The 16,096-nt window shown below is 41.4% G+C and carries 20 protein-coding genes; 9 read left to right on the top strand and 11 right to left on the bottom strand.

The genetic code is table 11. The features are described from left to right. Entirely contained in the window at positions 1-753 is a 753-nt protein-coding gene (locus tag J0X14_RS08090) for a LytR/AlgR family response regulator transcription factor (protein WP_207097248.1), read from the bottom strand. 91 nt (positions 754-844) lie between these two features. Here J0X14_RS08090 and J0X14_RS08085 point away from each other — a divergent pair, with 91 nt between their 5' ends. The 7 genes from J0X14_RS08085 to J0X14_RS08055 all read left to right on the top strand — a co-directional run bounded on the left by J0X14_RS08085 (position 845) and on the right by J0X14_RS08055 (position 6,609). Further along, a complete protein-coding gene (locus J0X14_RS08085) occupies positions 845-1,483 on the top strand; it encodes a peroxiredoxin (RefSeq protein WP_207097247.1) in 639 nt (212 codons plus the stop codon). Between the two features lie 284 nt (positions 1,484-1,767). Next, on the top strand, positions 1,768-2,175 hold the full coding sequence (locus tag J0X14_RS08080) for a nuclear transport factor 2 family protein (protein WP_207097246.1): 408 nt from the start codon (positions 1,768-1,770) through the stop codon (positions 2,173-2,175). Positions 2,176-2,360: 185 nt separating this feature from the next. After that, positions 2,361-2,849 carry a YHS domain-containing (seleno)protein gene (locus J0X14_RS08075; RefSeq protein ID WP_207097245.1) on the top strand — a complete coding sequence of 163 codons (489 nt, stop codon included), beginning with the start codon at positions 2,361-2,363 and terminating at the stop codon, positions 2,847-2,849. Between the two features lie 250 nt (positions 2,850-3,099). Continuing rightward, entirely contained in the window at positions 3,100-3,432 is a 333-nt protein-coding gene (locus J0X14_RS08070) for a hypothetical protein (RefSeq protein WP_207097244.1), read from the top strand. Between the two features lie 18 nt (positions 3,433-3,450). Further along, a complete protein-coding gene (locus J0X14_RS08065; RefSeq protein ID WP_207097243.1) occupies positions 3,451-4,008 on the top strand; it encodes a sigma-70 family RNA polymerase sigma factor in 558 nt (185 codons plus the stop codon). Between the two features lie 201 nt (positions 4,009-4,209). Then, on the top strand, positions 4,210-5,583 hold the full coding sequence (locus J0X14_RS08060; protein ID WP_207097242.1) for an FAD-containing oxidoreductase: 1,374 nt from the start codon (positions 4,210-4,212) through the stop codon (positions 5,581-5,583). A 165-nt stretch (positions 5,584-5,748) separates the two neighbouring features. Next, positions 5,749-6,609, top strand: a complete 861-nt coding sequence (locus tag J0X14_RS08055) for a phosphatase PAP2 family protein (RefSeq protein ID WP_207097241.1) — start codon at positions 5,749-5,751, stop codon at positions 6,607-6,609. A 146-nt stretch (positions 6,610-6,755) separates the two neighbouring features. On the opposite strand, the gene J0X14_RS08050 is transcribed toward J0X14_RS08055, so the two are convergent. The 9 genes from J0X14_RS08050 to J0X14_RS19240 form a co-directional block, all read right to left on the bottom strand. Beyond that, positions 6,756-7,742: a type I glyceraldehyde-3-phosphate dehydrogenase gene (locus tag J0X14_RS08050; RefSeq protein ID WP_207097240.1), complete on the bottom strand. Its 987-nt coding sequence runs from the start codon at positions 7,740-7,742 to the stop codon at positions 6,756-6,758. 51 nt (positions 7,743-7,793) lie between these two features. Beyond that, positions 7,794-8,723, bottom strand: coding sequence for a pyridoxamine 5'-phosphate oxidase family protein (locus J0X14_RS08045; protein WP_207097239.1), 930 nt, complete (start codon positions 8,721-8,723; stop codon positions 7,794-7,796). A 221-nt stretch (positions 8,724-8,944) separates the two neighbouring features. Then, entirely contained in the window at positions 8,945-9,577 is a 633-nt protein-coding gene (locus J0X14_RS08040; protein WP_207097238.1) for an NAD(P)H-dependent oxidoreductase, read from the bottom strand. Positions 9,578-9,582: 5 nt separating this feature from the next. Beyond that, positions 9,583-10,308: a GNAT family N-acetyltransferase gene (locus tag J0X14_RS08035; protein ID WP_207097237.1), complete on the bottom strand. Its 726-nt coding sequence runs from the start codon at positions 10,306-10,308 to the stop codon at positions 9,583-9,585. 1 nt (position 10,309) lies between these two features. Beyond that, entirely contained in the window at positions 10,310-10,756 is a 447-nt protein-coding gene (locus J0X14_RS08030) for a DMT family transporter (protein ID WP_207097236.1), read from the bottom strand. 7 nt (positions 10,757-10,763) lie between these two features. Continuing rightward, entirely contained in the window at positions 10,764-11,741 is a 978-nt protein-coding gene (locus tag J0X14_RS08025; RefSeq protein ID WP_207097235.1) for a cyclase family protein, read from the bottom strand. Positions 11,742-11,801: 60 nt separating this feature from the next. After that, positions 11,802-12,386: a Crp/Fnr family transcriptional regulator gene (locus tag J0X14_RS08020; RefSeq protein ID WP_207097234.1), complete on the bottom strand. Its 585-nt coding sequence runs from the start codon at positions 12,384-12,386 to the stop codon at positions 11,802-11,804. Between the two features lie 99 nt (positions 12,387-12,485). Further along, positions 12,486-13,154 (bottom strand): VOC family protein, encoded by a 669-nt coding sequence (locus tag J0X14_RS08015; RefSeq protein WP_207097233.1) that lies wholly within the window; start codon positions 13,152-13,154, stop codon positions 12,486-12,488. 34 nt (positions 13,155-13,188) lie between these two features. Then, positions 13,189-13,380, bottom strand: a complete 192-nt coding sequence (locus J0X14_RS19240) for a DUF1398 family protein (protein ID WP_207097521.1) — start codon at positions 13,378-13,380, stop codon at positions 13,189-13,191. Between the two features lie 247 nt (positions 13,381-13,627). Here J0X14_RS19240 and J0X14_RS08005 point away from each other — a divergent pair, with 247 nt between their 5' ends. Continuing rightward, positions 13,628-14,209 carry a Crp/Fnr family transcriptional regulator gene (locus J0X14_RS08005; protein ID WP_207097232.1) on the top strand — a complete coding sequence of 194 codons (582 nt, stop codon included), beginning with the start codon at positions 13,628-13,630 and terminating at the stop codon, positions 14,207-14,209. A gap of 64 nt (positions 14,210-14,273) precedes the next feature. Next, a complete protein-coding gene (locus J0X14_RS08000) occupies positions 14,274-14,897 on the top strand; it encodes an FMN-dependent NADH-azoreductase (RefSeq protein ID WP_207097231.1) in 624 nt (207 codons plus the stop codon). Between the two features lie 176 nt (positions 14,898-15,073). Here J0X14_RS08000 and mobB read toward each other — a convergent pair whose 3' ends face one another. After that, positions 15,074-16,096, bottom strand: a complete 1,023-nt coding sequence (gene mobB / locus J0X14_RS07995; RefSeq protein ID WP_207097230.1) for a MobB family relaxase — start codon at positions 16,094-16,096, stop codon at positions 15,074-15,076.

Below are 16,096 nucleotides of genomic sequence, written 5' to 3'. Positions count from 1 at the left end.
CTACACAAACCTTTTAAGAAATTTGTCTTTTTTACGAACAGAAACGTCAACATTTGAACCATCTTTCATAATCACATATCCTCCCTTGCCCTTTACGTATTTAACAATATGGTCAAGATTGATCATGTGTGATTTGTGCACCCTGAAAAAATTGCAGGATTCCAACATACTTTCAAATTCACCCAGAGGTTTGGACACCAAGATTTTTTTTCCATTTTGGAGGTAGAAATTGGAGTAGACCTGATTGGCCTCAACACGAATCACATCTTGCGCTTCCACAAAATCAATCCCTTCAGAAGATCGCAACGCTATTTTGGTCAAACTTCTATCTTCAAGTTGAATATTTGACTTAAGGACTTGAATTTTTTCTAGGTTTACCTTGCTTTGCTTTTCAAGTATCTTTTCCGCCCTTGCTACGGCATTTTTCAATTCCCCAATGTTAATCGGTTTCAACAGGTAATCCAAAGCTGCATATTTAATGGCGTTTATGGCATAAAGATCAAAGGCTGTGGTAAAAATGACTTGAAACGGTGGTTCTTCAAAATGATCAAAAATTGTAAATCCATTTCCTCCGGGCATTTCAATGTCCAAAAAGACCAAGTCTGGCTTCTCACCTTCAACCAGTGGAATGGCTTCACTTATTGAGAAGACATTTCCCACAACACGTATTCCAGGACAAAAATTCTTTAGCATTTTTCCCAATATGTTGTGGTGCCTTTCCTCGTCATCCACTATAACTGCTCGTATTTCCACCAATTTCCGAGTATTTGAAACAATTATTTTTTTAAATATAAATTAAATAAAAGTAATATGTTAATTTAGGGTTTATAATCAGAAGATTAGCATGGCATTAGGATTGGAAAGCAGTGCGCCTAATTTTAAGGCATTGACCACAATTGGACCTATTGATTTTTATGATTGGTTGGGAGACTCTTGGGGCTTACTATTTTCCCACCCTGAAGATTACACCCCTGTTTGTACAACCGAGTTGGGAGCTGTAGCGCAGTTGGAACAAGAATTCAGTGACCGAAACGTCAAAGCAATAGCTCTTAGTGTGGATAGTTTGGAGTCCCATAACGGTTGGAAATTGGAAATTGAAAAATCGATGAATGTCAAAATCGGATTTCCCATAATTGCTGATGAGGATGCTAAAATTGCCCAATTATATGAAATGATTCATAAAGATAGTTCTGATAAACATACAATTAGATCTGTTTTTATAATTGGGGCTGATAAGAAAATAAAATTGCATTTGACTTATCCTATGTCCGTTGGCAGAAACTTTGATGAAATTCTTCGCGTGATCGATGCACTACAATTAAGCAGCCAACATCAGGTTGTCACACCAGCCAACTGGAAACAAGGTGAAGATGTTATCGTAAGTCCTTCCTTAAGTGATCAAGAGGCTGAAAAACAATATCCGTTTAAAGTTACCAAAAAAGCAGCGTATCTAAGATTTACTGCAAATCCATCAGCAGATTAACACTTACTGCCTCAAATCATTATTAAGTCGAAATTCCCTCTTCCCTACCCTATTTGTATATTTCAGGAGTACTTTCCAATCACAAAACAATTCGTCCCCAGAGACAAAAAGGCAATTACAGAATAGAGAAGCATAAAGCAAACGTTTTGTGCCAAACCTTTCCAAGATATTTGTCAAGAACTCCTTAAACTTAAAGACATTGCACATAAATAGTTAGTTTGAGTTAGTAGTTAGCAAGGTTGTCCGGATGACCTATTTTATTGTAACAATACCTACATATTAAAATGATAAAAAATCCTATACCCCCTTTTACACGCGAAAGTGCCGAGGAGAAAATAAAATTGGCGGAAGATGCCTGGAACAGTCAAGACCCAATAAAAGTCTCAGAGGCATACACCATTGATAGCGAATGGCGCAACCGTTCCCAATTTATCAACGGCCGAGAGGAAATTCAGAAGTTCTTGGCAAGCAAATGGGAAAATGAATTGGACTATAAATTGAAAAAGGAATATTGGGCTCACTCGGAGAATAGAATTGCAGTCCGATTTGAGTATGAATATCGCAATCGGTCTGGTGGATGGTTCAGAGCTTATGGAAACGAGAATTGGGAGTTTGATGAAAATGGTCTTATGCGAAAAAGGTATGCAAGTATCAATGACCTTTCTATTTTGAAATCAGAGCGAAAGCTATAGACGGTGCCACAGAAACTGGGAAAGACAAAAGCAGGGTGCCAACAACATCCTGCTTTTTTTATTTCCGTCAAAACACTGAATAAAAAGAGCAAGTATTTGATAAGAGGGTTAGTAGACTAAATTTCCATCTTGATCACCAACATACTTTTACCCCAAATCATATTCATTCATAAAAAATATATCAAATGAAAACAATTGGCAATCTTAATTTAATTAAAAAAGTAAGTGGGTTTGCTGTTATCCTATTCATGGGTCTTGGTGTACTTTCCGCACAATCCCATAGTTACAGTATTGATGACAGTAAAATTGCGTTGGAAGGGTATAGTCCTGTTTCCTATGTTGATTTGGAAAAGGCAGAACTAGGCAACAAAAAATACAAATCCACTTATGACGGAGTGGCGTATTATTTTACCAACAAAAAGCAAAAAGAAACTTTTGATGCAAATCCTTTAAAATACAAACCGCAATATGGGGGTTGGTGCGCATTTGCAGTCTCTCTTGGTGCAAAATTCCAGCCAGACCCATCAAGATTCAGAATCGTGAACGGAAAACTCTACATGTTCACTAAAAATGTTGAAGGGGATTTTGTAGAGGTTTGGGAAAAAGAAGGCAATGGCAAGCATATCTCCCAAGCAGATAAGAATTGGGATTCAATGGAAAAATTCAAAAGCTAATTTCACTGGATGGAAAAGCATAAATTTTGCACTGCCATTTACTGTAATTAGGTTTCCTTAAAAACCCCTTGAAAGAAGGAGTAGACCAATAATCTACTCCTTCTTTGTTTTTATATCCCATATAAATCTATACAAAATAATTCTAGTTCTTTTTAACCCAATACAGAGAGCAATTTGAGAACAGAACAGCATAATCTGCCAGAATTACATCTTAAATAATCGGGAGCTTTAGCATAAGAAAAAAAAGATCATGTACGAGAACGCCATAATTCCCCTCATATTCAGAAGCGATGACGATAAATTGTTTTATGAGTTTGTACTGAATGGCCAATCCGCTTCCATCGAGTATCGATTCGTAAATAAAAACCAGCTAATGCTTTTGAACATCAACAAATCTAAATATTTGGCTGAAGAGGTTATACTGGCTTTGATTGAGCGAATAATGGTTCATGCCCGTAGAATGGATTATGAGGTTTACACCCAAAACCCTTCCATAATGAAACACCTCAAATCGAACAAGCTATTACAAAATTCAATTAGGACAAGTCCAAGAACAGAAGTTTCAAAACAAAATTTTAATTAATAACCAATTACATCAACAATGCAAACCAATCATTCCATTCAGCAATTAGAACCCCAAAATTGGGTACACAAGTACAAAGGATACTTATTCAATTTCGCATATAAAAAACTACCCCATGACATGGTGGAAGACATTGTGCAGGATACATTTCTTGCCGCATTGAATTCCGCGCATAGATTTAAAGGGGCCTCCAGTGAAAGAGTATGGTTAACGGCTATTTTAAAGTACAAAATCGCAGACCACTATCGTGGCAACAATAATAAAAAGTACCATATCAGGGAAAACATAGAATCCAGATTGAGTTCGGATAGAAAAATGGAATACAATTATGAATTTACCTATGACCCAATTCCAGAAAGCATCAATGAAAATGATTTGGAATTGGTTCTTAATTCTGGGATGAGCAATTTATCCAAACGTGAGCATCAGGTTTTGGAACTAAAGAAAAAAGGCTTTAAAACAGACGCAATCTGTGAAGAATTACAAATTAGCCAATCGCTTTGCTGGGTATCGCTACATAGGGCTAGGAAGAAACTTCATCAATATCTAAATGAAAATTGGTGGAATGGGAATTAGCAATGAAGTTATATGGAAAACTTGGTCAAACCTACAACTACATTTTTACTACGTGGGCATAAAAATGATTGAAATATTGCGGAGGATCAAAGCAAGGGTGAAAAAATTAACAATCGATTTATCCATAACATATCCAGATCAACCAAGTAATCAGGAGCATATTCCGCATAATTCTCCACAACACATTAAACCAAAAAGATAATGACACATTATGATGCAATAATAATTGGAGCAGGTCAAGCTGGGCCTTCCCTTGCTGCCAAATTGGTCTCAAAGGGTGAGAAAGTAGCTTTGATTGAACGAAAATGGTTAGGTGGCACCTGTGTAAACAACGGATGCACCCCAACCAAAACTTTGATTGCAAGTGCCAAAGCTATCCATACAGCAAAAAGAGGAAGCGAATTTGGGTTTACAATACATAGTCCGGTGAAGACGGATATGAAAACCGTTAAAAGACGTAAAGATGAAATTGTACAAAGATCGTCGCAAGGTTTGCATAGATGGTTATCAGGACTCGCTGGTCTTGACATTATTGAAGGTCATGCCAAATTCTTGGAGAACAAGATAATCCAAGTAGGGAACAAACATCTTTCTGCTCCTAAAATCTTTATAAATATTGGAACCAGGGCGCAAGTACCAAGTGAAGTCCATAATATCCCCTATTTCACAAATAGCACTATTATGGATGTCGACTTTGTACCGGAACACCTGATTATCTTGGGAGGTAGCTATATTGGATTGGAATTTGCTCAAATGTACAGAAGGTTTGGCAGCAAAGTTACTGTAATTGAGTCCAGTTCTCAATTGGTACCAAGGGAGGATTCTGACGTTTCCATTGAACTGAAAAAAATATTGGAAAAAGAAGAAATTGAATTTCTTTTAGGAGCAAAATGTATTCGGGCATTCCCACATGCTAATGGAATCAAATTAGAACTTGCTTCAAATAACGGACCAACAACTTTGACCGGTACTCACCTCCTTGTTGCTACGGGTAGATTACCCAACACCCATGACCTTGGTTTGGAAAATACTGACATTATCCTGAATAAGCGTGGCTATATAGAAGCTGATGATTTTTTGAGAACGAATGTGGAGGGTGTTTGGGCCTTGGGAGATGTGAATGCCCAAGGAGCTTTTACACATACCGCATACAATGACTTTGAAATTGTGGCAGATACTCTTTTTCAAGGTACAAATAAAGGGGCAAAAAATAGAATTCCATGCTATGCTCTATTTACCGATCCACCTTTGGCAAGAATTGGAATTACAGAAACGGAGGCGCTTAAAACAAATAGAAAACTGTTAAAAGGGCACCGACCTTTTTCAAAAATTGCCCGTGCGAGGGAAAATGGCGAGGAAAACGGCTTCATGAAAGTCATCATAGATGCGGATACAGAGCAAATCCTAGGTGCAACCATTCTAGGCCTAAATGGAGATGAAATCATTCATGGAATGTTGGATTTAATGTATGTGAAAGCTTCGTACAAAATCATATTGAATGCCGTGCATATACACCCTACGGTATCAGAACTCATACCCACTATGTTGGGTGAATTAAAGCCCATAAACTTTTAAACATCTTCACGTATAGCATAAGCCTAAAGAAATCCATATCACATCATTCAATAATAAAGCCCAGACTATCGTCTGGGTTTTTCCTACCAAAAACAATGAGCAAAAATTGAATATGGTGCCTATTTCCTTAAAAAAAAGTCTGTGCAAGGACATTAGGTTTGGATTATGAAAATTCATTATATCAACATGCTATCCACACTGTTGTTCTGTACCTCAATGGCATTCACGCAGCAGATTAATAATAGTGCACCTAACAAAAATAATAACTGGGAAAAGTTCACCTATGATTTGAACAGCATTGTAGGAGGTATTGGTCATGCCTATGTCCGTCCATTGTCCTGGGAGGAAAACCAAGTTGGGCTTTTTGGAGGTGTTGTAATTGGCACTTTGGGCTTATATACCATTGACGATGAAGCTGATAGGTGGTTCAGGAATCAAGAACCGCATATACCTAAACTGATTGAAGATTACGGATGGTATTATGGTAATCCACAAAATAACTATGCATTTAACGGTATTGTTTACCTCACTGGCCTTTTTACCAACAACGATAAGATACGTAGAACTGGAGTACTAATGATTTCATCTGCTACAGCTACCGGTCTACTTCAACAAATTTCCAAATCACTGGTGGGTAGGGCCAGGCCAAGAACGGGGCTGAAGAAAAATGATTTTCGTCCATTTCAGCGAAATTCTGATTTTCATTCCTTTCCATCTGGGCACACAGCACTCGCTTTCAGTAATGCCCATGCTTTGGCCAAGCAATTCAAGAATCCTTGGTTAAAGGGTGGTATCTATCTATTGGGCAGTATTCCTCCCTTAACGCGACTTTGGAACGGTGCCCATTGGCTTACGGATATTGCATTGAGCGTTGCTCTAAGTATAGCAACGGTCGAGGCTATCGACAATTATCTGGACAAGCGTTACGGAAATCCCTCAGAACAGGAAAAATTAAATTTAGAAAAAAGGGTGAGCTGGCGATTGGTATTAAAGACCAGCGGTGTTGGAGTTGCCATGAATTTTTAGGCGAAAATTATGAAGAGAACCAACCTGAATATTTCATAACACGTAGAAAAAGTCAAACAGATAAAGGAGTAACCAAATTCCCTATTTAAAGACGTAACGCACTTTAAATAGGGATTTGGAAATAAACTTCTTCACCATGTAAGACACTAATTATCAAGTATCTGTCGTATCATCTGATTAGCAAACCCCCATTCGTTATCATACCAGGTCACCACTTTCAACAGATCTCCGTCCACTACCTTAGTCATGGAAAGGTCAGCTATAGAGGCATGTGGATCCTTTACAATATCACTGGATACCAATGGTTGGTCCACTGCTTCAAATACACCTTTGTAACGTGGGCTTGCCGCCTCTTCCCTGAAAATAGCGTTAACTTCGTCCACGGAGGTTTTCCGCTCGGTAACCAAAGTTATATCAGATGCGGATCCCACAGCCACCGGGACACGGAAGGCCATTCCATCGAACTTACCGGCATATTCCGGCATTGCCTTTGTGGTAGCTACTGCCGCACCAGTGGTTGTGGGGATAATGTTGTTCAGGCCCGACCGTCCCATTCTTACATTTCCCGAAGGGGAATCCACGATACTGTTGGATGCCGTATCGGCATGGATGGTAGTCATGATTGCCTTCTTTATACCTATTCTTCTACCCAAGATTTCTATCACCGGACTAATGTTGTTGGTAGTACAACTGGCACAGGAAAAGATGGATACCTTTCCGTCCGAGGTATTCACCCCATGGACCACTGTGGGAACGCCTACACTTTTCGTCGGACCAGATATTACAACAGTTTTGGCCCCAGCCTCAATGTGCATAGAAGCATCCTCCTCCTTGGTAAAAACTCCGGTACTTTCGATTACGGTATCTACCCCGATCTCCTTCCAAGGGATATTTTTAGGTTCTCTTTCACTATAAAAGCGGATTTCATGGTCTCCTACGGTAAGAACGTTCTCCGACACCGATACCTTACGATCCAGCTTCCCGTGGACACTGTCATATTGCAAGAGGTATGCGATATTGTCAAGTGGGGCAATATCGTTCACGGCCACGACCTCAAGTCCAGGGGTATCCATGATGATCTTCAGGGACGCCCTTCCTATACGGCCCATTCCATTGATTCCAATTTTTTTCATTGTTTTGATTTATTATTATAAACTATTTAAAATGCCCCGCTAGGGGACCTGTTATTCTACTTTTGGGTTAAAGGGCGAGTAGGAATGAAAATTCCAGGTCCCATTAAAATGACCCTCTGTCCGTATCCACTTTATTGGGCGGAATATCCAAAATACACCGGTACCCCCAGTGATTGTAAGTTGTTTTTTAGAATCACTGTCATAGAGTACTCGGGCTTCACCAGCCAATTGAAGTACTGTCCCATTATCGTGGTCCATGAACAATAGTCCGGTCCTCGGATATTGGTGTATGTTGCCTAAGGTGTTGAACAGATTGTTCCCCGGGTAGTCTGGAATCATAAGGTTTCCCTCGGGTGTCACGGAAACAAACCCGTCGTTGCCTCCTCGATGCGAGGTGTCGGTCCTTCCGTCCGTGTTTCTTGAGGATACGTAGAAGGTATTGCTACGGGATATCATCTCTAACCCCCTGTCATCAAGGGCCGATCCCTGAAACACTGTACCTCGATTGGCATCAAAGGTATTGTCAATGACTAAGTTTCCTGCTTGGATGTAATTTGGACAGTTACCATAGGACTCCCCAACCCGCACCTTAATCTTCCTGCCCAGCCGTGTCACATACCCGTTCACCCGGAAGCGAGTCCGAGACTCGGGGTGTATGAAAAGAAAGCCCACCTCTGGATTGGTCTCGATATTTGCAAAGAACATATCCCCCTTGGGACTCTTTATCATTTCCTGGTCGATTACCAACTCGGTACTTTCAGGAACCTGTAAAAATCCTGGTTCACCATATAAGGCCGATGACCAAGGCTGTCCTGTTGCATCGGTGCTTCCAACAAAGATTAGGGCCTGCGTTTCGATAAATGGTACTATCTGAGGAGATATTGCAGGGGCTACCATCCTTTTGAGTCGGCTGGCCTGCCTCTCCACTCCCAGTTTACGTTGGACGGTAAGTTCGCCGTCATGAAATATCTCGTTGTTCATATCACGTTAGTAGGATTTTTGTGTTGGAACTTAATTTTTCAACTACTTATTTCATGCTTTCTAGCCATCTCAAGGACATACCCTCCAAAAAAGAACTAAACTGAGATCATCGATACCGGCATCAATATTCACTGGAATCAAAAAGTTAGGCCATGCCAAATACTTGATCATAACTGTCACTTCTTTGGCATCTCGATACCATTGCCTTATTCTCAATTCTTTTAAATTGTTTCAAACAGCTCTTGGACAGATTTGCGTACCTTTCTTCTTTTTTGGGTTTCATCCTTGCTTGATCTGTATCCCACAGGTGCGATGACTGATGCATTGAGACCGATCTCATCAAGGCCTAGGATACGATTGTAGGCCTGCTTGTCAAAACCTTCCATGGGACAGGCATCTATCTGCCTGTCCGCACATGCAACAATAAGATTGTTAAGTGCCAGATAGGTCTGTTTTTCCGCCCAGCTATCAAGTTCCTGTGAAGTCTTGTTCGCAAGGTCGGATTTAATGAACTCCCCATAGCGTTGCAGCCCCTTCGCATCCAAGTTATCTTGGGTATCCATGATACGCTGGATGTAATTGTCCACATGTTGCCCGTGATGAACAGTATAATTGCAAAATATAAAGAGATGTGACGCATCCGTGATCTGGGCCTGGTCCCAAGAGGCTTTTCGCAGCTCTTTGCGGATTTCCATGTTTTCGATGATAAGCACCCTGTACATCTGCAGGCCATATGAGGAAACCGATAGGCGAATGGCTTCCTTTAAAAAATTGAGCTCTTCGTTTGACACTTCTTTTGTGGCATCAAATATTTTTGTGGCATACCGCCAATTGAGTTTGTCCAATAAATCCATATCCATTAGTTTTTATGTTTAATAAATGTTTTAATATTAAAATCTTCCTGAAAACCGGTTTGCAGATAAACCCCTTTGCCCATTTGGGAAGCCTGAAGGGTGGCATGTGCGGCACCCTTTATCCTTGCGATATTCAGCAAGTGGACCAGTAGGTCACGTGCATACCCTTTCCTACGCTGTGATGGAACCACTCCCATGGAGTGGATACCGGCTATGCCATATTCATCCATAAATAATACTGCAGTGCCGACGGGAACCTCCTCATCCGCACCAATGAAATAGGCAATGTCCCACATGGTCTTTATCACCGTATCCGCACTTATCGAATAACCAAAAGCTTCTTGAAAAAGTTGTGACCACGTAAGGGCCATTCGTTCATTGGTCACCTTACGAGCCACCAAACGCCCCAAATGAGCGGGCGTTTCATCCAACTTTATGGACATGGCGACTTGTTCCGACTTCACAAAAAAACCCTGGTTCTTGAGCATCAACTCCTGTGTTGAAAGGTCATTTCCCCAAATGGGAATCGCCAGCTTATCCAAATGCCTGTGCGGTATGCCGGCCACGATTTGCTGATCAACAGGCCTGGAAAACCAGAGTTTGTTCGGCCAATCACCACTTCCCGCAATGCTCAGGCTGAAATCCGGCCCTTCCATGTATTGTCCCGCCAAACGTCCAGCTATCCTCCAAAGACCGGTCAGATTGTTTATGTTCGCTTCGATCAAATCCATTTTACGACTTGATTAAAATGGCCCCGGAGATCATCACCACCAATCCTACAATTTTCTTGATGGTAATTGGCTCGATGGGCATGTTGAACCATCCGAAATGTCCGGCCACTGCAGCGAAAATGAGTTGCCCCGCCAGTCCAAAGGTCACTGCCTTTGAAATGCCCAATCTCGGAATGACGTAGTAGAAAAGGGTCACCGCAATAAAGCTCAACAGTCCACCGCTCACCCACATGTACAATGGAACCTCCTTTAGCTGATGCACGCTTGGAAACTGTCGTACCGTAATAAACACGGTAATCAGGGTAAAACTGGCCCCCAAGGTCAATGCCGTGGATGTGGCCAGCAGCGAATTATTGAGCAGGGTTCCCAGTCGGGCGCTGATCCCACCTTGCAAAACGACCATTATTCCAACCGAAAAAGAGAGAAGCATCAATGCTGGATTGTTCATCTATCTATTATTTAGTGTTGATTGGAATGGCCAAAGGTCGCAAGGGAGAACCACTGGCTCCTTTCAGTTTCAACGAAGCTGCGATAAAGGCAAATTCATATACCATGTCTTGGGCCAGTTCTTCCAAGTACATCTGTTCGATGAACATCACGCCTCTTTCCGCCAAGAGATAGGTATGGACGGGGACCCAATTATCCTCTTTTTCGGGAGGGAATGCCTCGAAGCTAAGATTGTCCGAGCCCAAGAGCATGATGCCCTTATCTTCAACGAGCCACTTTACCGCATCAAGGCTGATACCGGGATAGTTGTCGAGATAATGATCGGCATCCTGATAAAACTGGGCCTGACCTGTACGGATAATGACAATATCACCCGGTTCCAGCCTTGTTCGTTGTCTTCTAAGTGCATCCTTAAGATCATGGGCAGTGATCCGATAATTCTTCGGGAGCCTCCCTTTGGACGCCTTCACATCGATCAGCACACCACGGGAAATGATGGGTGGTATGGTCTCGGCCCCGGCCTTTTTCCAGCCTTTGTCCCCAAGATGCTCTTCGGGCGTGAAGCCATTCCATATCTTTCCATCCAGTCCAAAATGGTTCAAGGCATCAATGTGGGTGCCCATATGGGTGTACATGGAGATGGCATCCCCGGTATAGCTCACCTTATGGTTCATGGTTTCGCCCAATCCGTTTGGATTGTCAACCACCGTTCCGTGAGGGGTATGGGTAAGCCAATATTGGTAGCCCGGGTCGCCCAACGCATCAAAGCTCGGCATGCCCACGAAATAGGTCACGCTCAAGTCATAGACCTTACTAGATATAATTTGGGACAATACCTTGCCCCGGGAAACATCGCTCATTAGGTTGAGCGCACCGATCTGATCATCGCTTCCCCATGGGCTCATGCCCACGGTCTCCTTTTGTTGTGCAAATGTTGCCATCTGCGAGGTAAGCAGTATGGCCATTAAAAAACGTGTACTTTTCATGATTTGATAATTTGATTGTGCAAATTTTCAAACCACGCAGGTCAAATCAATTAAGGTATCTTAAGAAAGCTTTCTCGCAAGATTTTTCCGAAGGGCACTTAGGTGCTCTGGGGTTATTCCCAAATAAGAAGCGATCATGTACTGTGGAATCTGCTGCTCCATGACCCTGTATTTTTTTATAAATTCAGAATAGCGTTCCTCGGCACTTTGGCTCATGGAATTAATGGTGCGTTCCTGCAGTGCAACATAACCATGCTGGGTTTTGATCCTGAAAAACCGATCCATCATATGGACTTGATCGAAGAGCGTGTCGAGTTGGTCCCTATGGATCTGTAGAACAAGGCTATCGGTAATGGCCTGCATGAAAAATTTGGCCGGTTTTTGTGTAAGATAGGCATATAGGTCGTTCACCCACCAACCCTTGATCCCAAATTGAAGAATGTGCTCCTTTCCCGTTTCATCTATATTATACAACTTGACACACCCTTCGGCTATGAACCGCATATGGTTCGATGGTTCACCTATTTGGAGCAAAAACTCCTTTTTCTTCAGGTTTACGGGCCGAAAAGCAGCTTTGACAAGTTGGACATCCCTTTCATTCAAGGGGACAAGTTCTTTGATGTTATGGATTAAGTCATCATACATATAGTTGAACGATCAGCTATGATCAATAATAGGTTTTGTTCATTCGTGTTCAATGGTCTTTCCGACATCCCAAGGATGGTAGCGAGCATGGTCCATACCCTACCCTAATTCCCTTATTTCACCATTTACAAATGCTATTTCATGTCTACCTCCTTGCTCTCTGAACTTGATCTCAAAATCAGCAGAGTTGGCCTTGTCCCCTATTGGGAACCAAGACTTGATCTGCTTATTGATGCAAATGAACAGCCCATGTTCATCCCCGATGGCGCAAAAACTCTCAAATCCACCATCATATTTTTCGACATTTGCAATAGTATACAATGTGTTAAAAGCGGTTTCTATATCACTGACCGGCATTCCAATTTCGGAAATCTCCAGTAAAGAGGCCGCATCAAAATCCGTTTGCCTTTCATTTTTCAAGTTCTTGCGGGCGATGAACTCCACTATATTATGATCTGGGTCGTAGAAATAGACCGCCTTAGCGTTCCAAGATTTAAAATCTTGGATCTCACGGATTCCATCCGTTAAGATCTCCACCCGCTTCCGTAGCCACTCCAAAGCCTCAATTTCTTTGTTACAGGGTATGTTGATGGCAAAGTGATAGGGATGGAACCTTTCGCTCTTTATCATCCTTAATTTTGATTTCCCCACTTGAAAAACTGCTTGATTTTCGGACATATCGATTACATCCAATCCAATTTTTTTTGAATAAAAATCAATCTGTCGCAAAAGGCTTTGGGTATATATTTTCAGTTCTTGAATTTCCATTTGGTATGGTTATAGTTTGTACCACCCCCATTGTTCAAAGTTCAGGTATGGGCTCAACAATCAATTTTTGCCCTTTTTTATCCCAATAGGTAATGGTCTTTTCAACCATATGGGTGGTCCATTTTTCAACTCCGGCTTCAGCTGCTTGTTTGCAAAATGTTGGATAATCCGTTTGTCCATGTTGGTGAACCCAGGTCCTCCACCGGTATTTCCGGGTATTTTGGATTTCTCTCTAGCATAAAGTCCTTTGGTCCATGATATATTGTCCGTCCCATTGGAAACGTAATTCTTTTGTAATAGACAGATAAATAACTTACAACATAGCTGGCTAAAACCCTCAGTTCTCTCCCATCCTAAACTTAATTTTCTACTTTTAAGAAAACAACCAACCAAACGGTGTCGTTTTTAGTTCTCCTCTTTTCCTGAATCAAGTTATGAATTTAAATTAAAGGAGACCGTTGCACATAAATTAAATGAAAGAGCAACTCATCAAATCAATTTCAAAATACATTGCGTTAAGCGCTGATGAAAAAAGCCTTGTAGCGACTTTTTGGGACGAGAAAACCCTTGAAAAAGGAGATTATCTTCTAAGAAACGGAGAAACATGTAGAACAGATAATTTTATTGTTAATGGAGCAGTAAAGGCTTTTTATATCAATCCCGAAACAGGAAGGGAAGAGATACTCTATCTCGCCATTGAAAATTGGTGGGCAACGGATATTGAAAGTTTTCAAAAACAACAACCTTCCATCTACAACATCCAAGCCATTGAGAACACCGTTCTACTACAGATTGGCTACCACTCTTTTCAAAAAATGTTGGGGCAGATTCCAAAACTTGAGCGCTTTTTCAGAATCATCCTTGAAAATTATCTGGGGAGTTTGCAGAAAAGAATCATCTTAAACAAAACTCTTGATGCAGAACAACGCTATTTGGATTTTTTAAAAACTTACCCAGAAATCTCAAAGAAAGTGCCCAATTATCTGATTGCATCTTATTTGGGGGTTTCAGCCGAATTTTTAAGTAGAATGCGCAAAAAAATGAACGCATCTTGAACTAGGTCAATTTTTTTCCTATTTCGTATATAGAACTTTGTTTCATAATCAAAAATCAAGAATTATGAGCAAAGTATTGATCATCAACGCTAGTGTACGAAAGGAAAAATCACACAGCCGAAAACTGACGCAACTTTTTGAGCAAACTTGGAAAAAGAACAACCCAGGCGACAGTTTTACCCACCGAGAAGTGGGATTAGAGGAAGTTCCACCGATAAATGAAGAGTGGATTGCCAGTGCATTTGTCAAACCCAGTGAAAGAACAAAAGAAAACCAATCGGGTGTTGCCTTTAGCGATGAATTGGTAAAGGAGTTTAAATCACATGATATTTATGTTTTGGGAACACCAATGTATAACTGGTCTATTCCGAGTGGACTTAAATCTTACATCGACCAACTCATGAGAATCAACGAAACCTGGAAATTCCGTTCAGGCAAACCAGACGGGGATTATGTTGGAATTCTAGAAAATAAAAAAATGTTCATTCTGTCAAGTCGTGGCGACACAGGTTATGGAGAAAACGAAAAAAATGAACACATGAATTTTCAAACCACCTACTTGAAGTTTGTTTTCGGTATTATGGGCATCAAAGACATTAGAATAATCTCATTGGACAATGAAGAGTTTGGTGGAGAACTATTTGAGAACTCTAAAAAAGAAATTTACCAGAAGATTGAACAGATTTAAAGACCATTGCCAGCAAAGATAGTTATAAGTAATAGCTCGTTCTCGCCTACTGTAGATATTAGGCACCCCAAATCTTACCCCCAACTTTTGCGCATGGATCCTGTCGGGTTTTTGTAGCGTTCCGGTAGATAATCGTAAAGCAAAAACCCGGTAGGGCGCAACCTACTTTTTGGAATTCAGTAACCCATATCCTCACCTGTACCCCTTGATTTATCGATACCCCTCCCAAGAGTCTTTATGATTTTGACAGCCATCTGCACTTTATTGGCCGGTATACTGGGAGCTTTGACTCCCATTGTTTTAAGCAGTTTAAAGGCCATGTCCTTTTCCTTGGTGGGCAGTCCCATTACCTTGGCAAAGAACTTCCCCGGCTCTTTGGCATGGGCTTTTCTCCCAACATAGGATTCCACATAGTTCCTTTTGAAGCCCGTTGTCCTGTCAAAGGTCTTCTCCGCTGATTGGTAAAAACTGTCCCGGTCAAACCCTCTTTTTACCATCTTTCCATTCAGTTCCACTTCGGAGGCCTTATGCTTGGCCATGGGTGAAAGTGTATAGGTGTTCGTTACGTCCCTTCTACTGACGATGATATGGATATGGGTCTGTGGCCCTTCTTTTTGCAACCCTGCGGCCACCAGCTGCCCGTTCTGTTTGTGTGGGGCCAATCTTTCTTGCTCTTTGATCCTTTTTTCAAGCTCTTTGACGTTCCCGATGGATTCGCCCCGTTCCACTTTGCGAATCTCATTCCTGAGCCTTGTTATCTCCCCTCGATAGGGAGCATTCTCCTGTACCTGTTTGTCAAAGCCCCGATAGGTACGTTCATGCTCTATCTTGGCATAATATTTCAAATTTTCTGCCGTGACCTCTTGGTTGCGATGGAAACTCTTGGCATAGTCCTCCATGAGCTTCCTTGTATATTCCCTTAGCATACTTGGATCATTGCCTATGGCCTTCAGTTCTCTTTGGTTGGGACAGACTACTATGGAATAGAATTTCGGATCCTTGTGCCTTAATTTGGCCGTATTGGCATCTATATCCTCGATTACCGATTGAGGGCTTACGCTGTCGTTTTCTTGGTCAAAGAATTCCTCCCTGAGTTCGGGTGACCTGTCCTCGTTTTCCTTTTCCAGATAGTCCACATAGCTCCCAACACTGGAGTTGTAGGTACTGCCCATTTTCTGTGCCGAGATGGTAAGGTACAT

Origin of the sequence: Allomuricauda sp. CAU 1633, assembly GCF_017313225.1 — a bacterium.
Taxonomy (GTDB): domain Bacteria; phylum Bacteroidota; class Bacteroidia; order Flavobacteriales; family Flavobacteriaceae; genus Flagellimonas.
The sequence above is the reverse complement of the archived record's forward strand: the minus strand, read 5'-3'. Positions and strand labels throughout refer to the sequence as shown.

Bases quoted from the DNA above. Each gene is read 5' to 3' on its own strand.
- J0X14_RS08085 (WP_207097247.1), top strand. From the start codon at position 845: ATGGCATTAGGATTGGAAAGCAGTGCGCCTAATTTTAAGGCATTGACC.
- J0X14_RS08080 (WP_207097246.1), top strand. From the start codon at position 1,768: ATGATAAAAAATCCTATACCCCCTTTTACACGCGAAAGTGCCGAGGAG.
- J0X14_RS08075 (WP_207097245.1), top strand. From the start codon at position 2,361: ATGAAAACAATTGGCAATCTTAATTTAATTAAAAAAGTAAGTGGGTTT.
- J0X14_RS08070 (WP_207097244.1), top strand. From the start codon at position 3,100: ATGTACGAGAACGCCATAATTCCCCTCATATTCAGAAGCGATGACGAT.
- J0X14_RS08065 (WP_207097243.1), top strand. From the start codon at position 3,451: ATGCAAACCAATCATTCCATTCAGCAATTAGAACCCCAAAATTGGGTA.
- J0X14_RS08060 (WP_207097242.1), top strand. From the start codon at position 4,210: ATGACACATTATGATGCAATAATAATTGGAGCAGGTCAAGCTGGGCCT.
- J0X14_RS08055 (WP_207097241.1), top strand. From the start codon at position 5,749: ATGAAAATTCATTATATCAACATGCTATCCACACTGTTGTTCTGTACC.
- J0X14_RS08050 (WP_207097240.1), bottom strand. From the start codon at position 7,742: ATGAAAAAAATTGGAATCAATGGAATGGGCCGTATAGGAAGGGCGTCC.
- J0X14_RS08045 (WP_207097239.1), bottom strand. From the start codon at position 8,723: ATGAACAACGAGATATTTCATGACGGCGAACTTACCGTCCAACGTAAA.
- J0X14_RS08040 (WP_207097238.1), bottom strand. From the start codon at position 9,577: ATGGATTTATTGGACAAACTCAATTGGCGGTATGCCACAAAAATATTT.
- J0X14_RS08035 (WP_207097237.1), bottom strand. From the start codon at position 10,308: ATGGATTTGATCGAAGCGAACATAAACAATCTGACCGGTCTTTGGAGG.
- J0X14_RS08030 (WP_207097236.1), bottom strand. From the start codon at position 10,756: ATGAACAATCCAGCATTGATGCTTCTCTCTTTTTCGGTTGGAATAATG.
- J0X14_RS08025 (WP_207097235.1), bottom strand. From the start codon at position 11,741: ATGAAAAGTACACGTTTTTTAATGGCCATACTGCTTACCTCGCAGATG.
- J0X14_RS08020 (WP_207097234.1), bottom strand. From the start codon at position 12,386: ATGTATGATGACTTAATCCATAACATCAAAGAACTTGTCCCCTTGAAT.
- J0X14_RS08015 (WP_207097233.1), bottom strand. From the start codon at position 13,154: ATGGAAATTCAAGAACTGAAAATATATACCCAAAGCCTTTTGCGACAG.
- J0X14_RS08005 (WP_207097232.1), top strand. From the start codon at position 13,628: ATGAAAGAGCAACTCATCAAATCAATTTCAAAATACATTGCGTTAAGC.
- J0X14_RS08000 (WP_207097231.1), top strand. From the start codon at position 14,274: ATGAGCAAAGTATTGATCATCAACGCTAGTGTACGAAAGGAAAAATCA.
- mobB (WP_207097230.1), bottom strand. From the start codon at position 16,096: ATGTACCTTACCATCTCGGCACAGAAAATGGGCAGTACCTACAACTCC.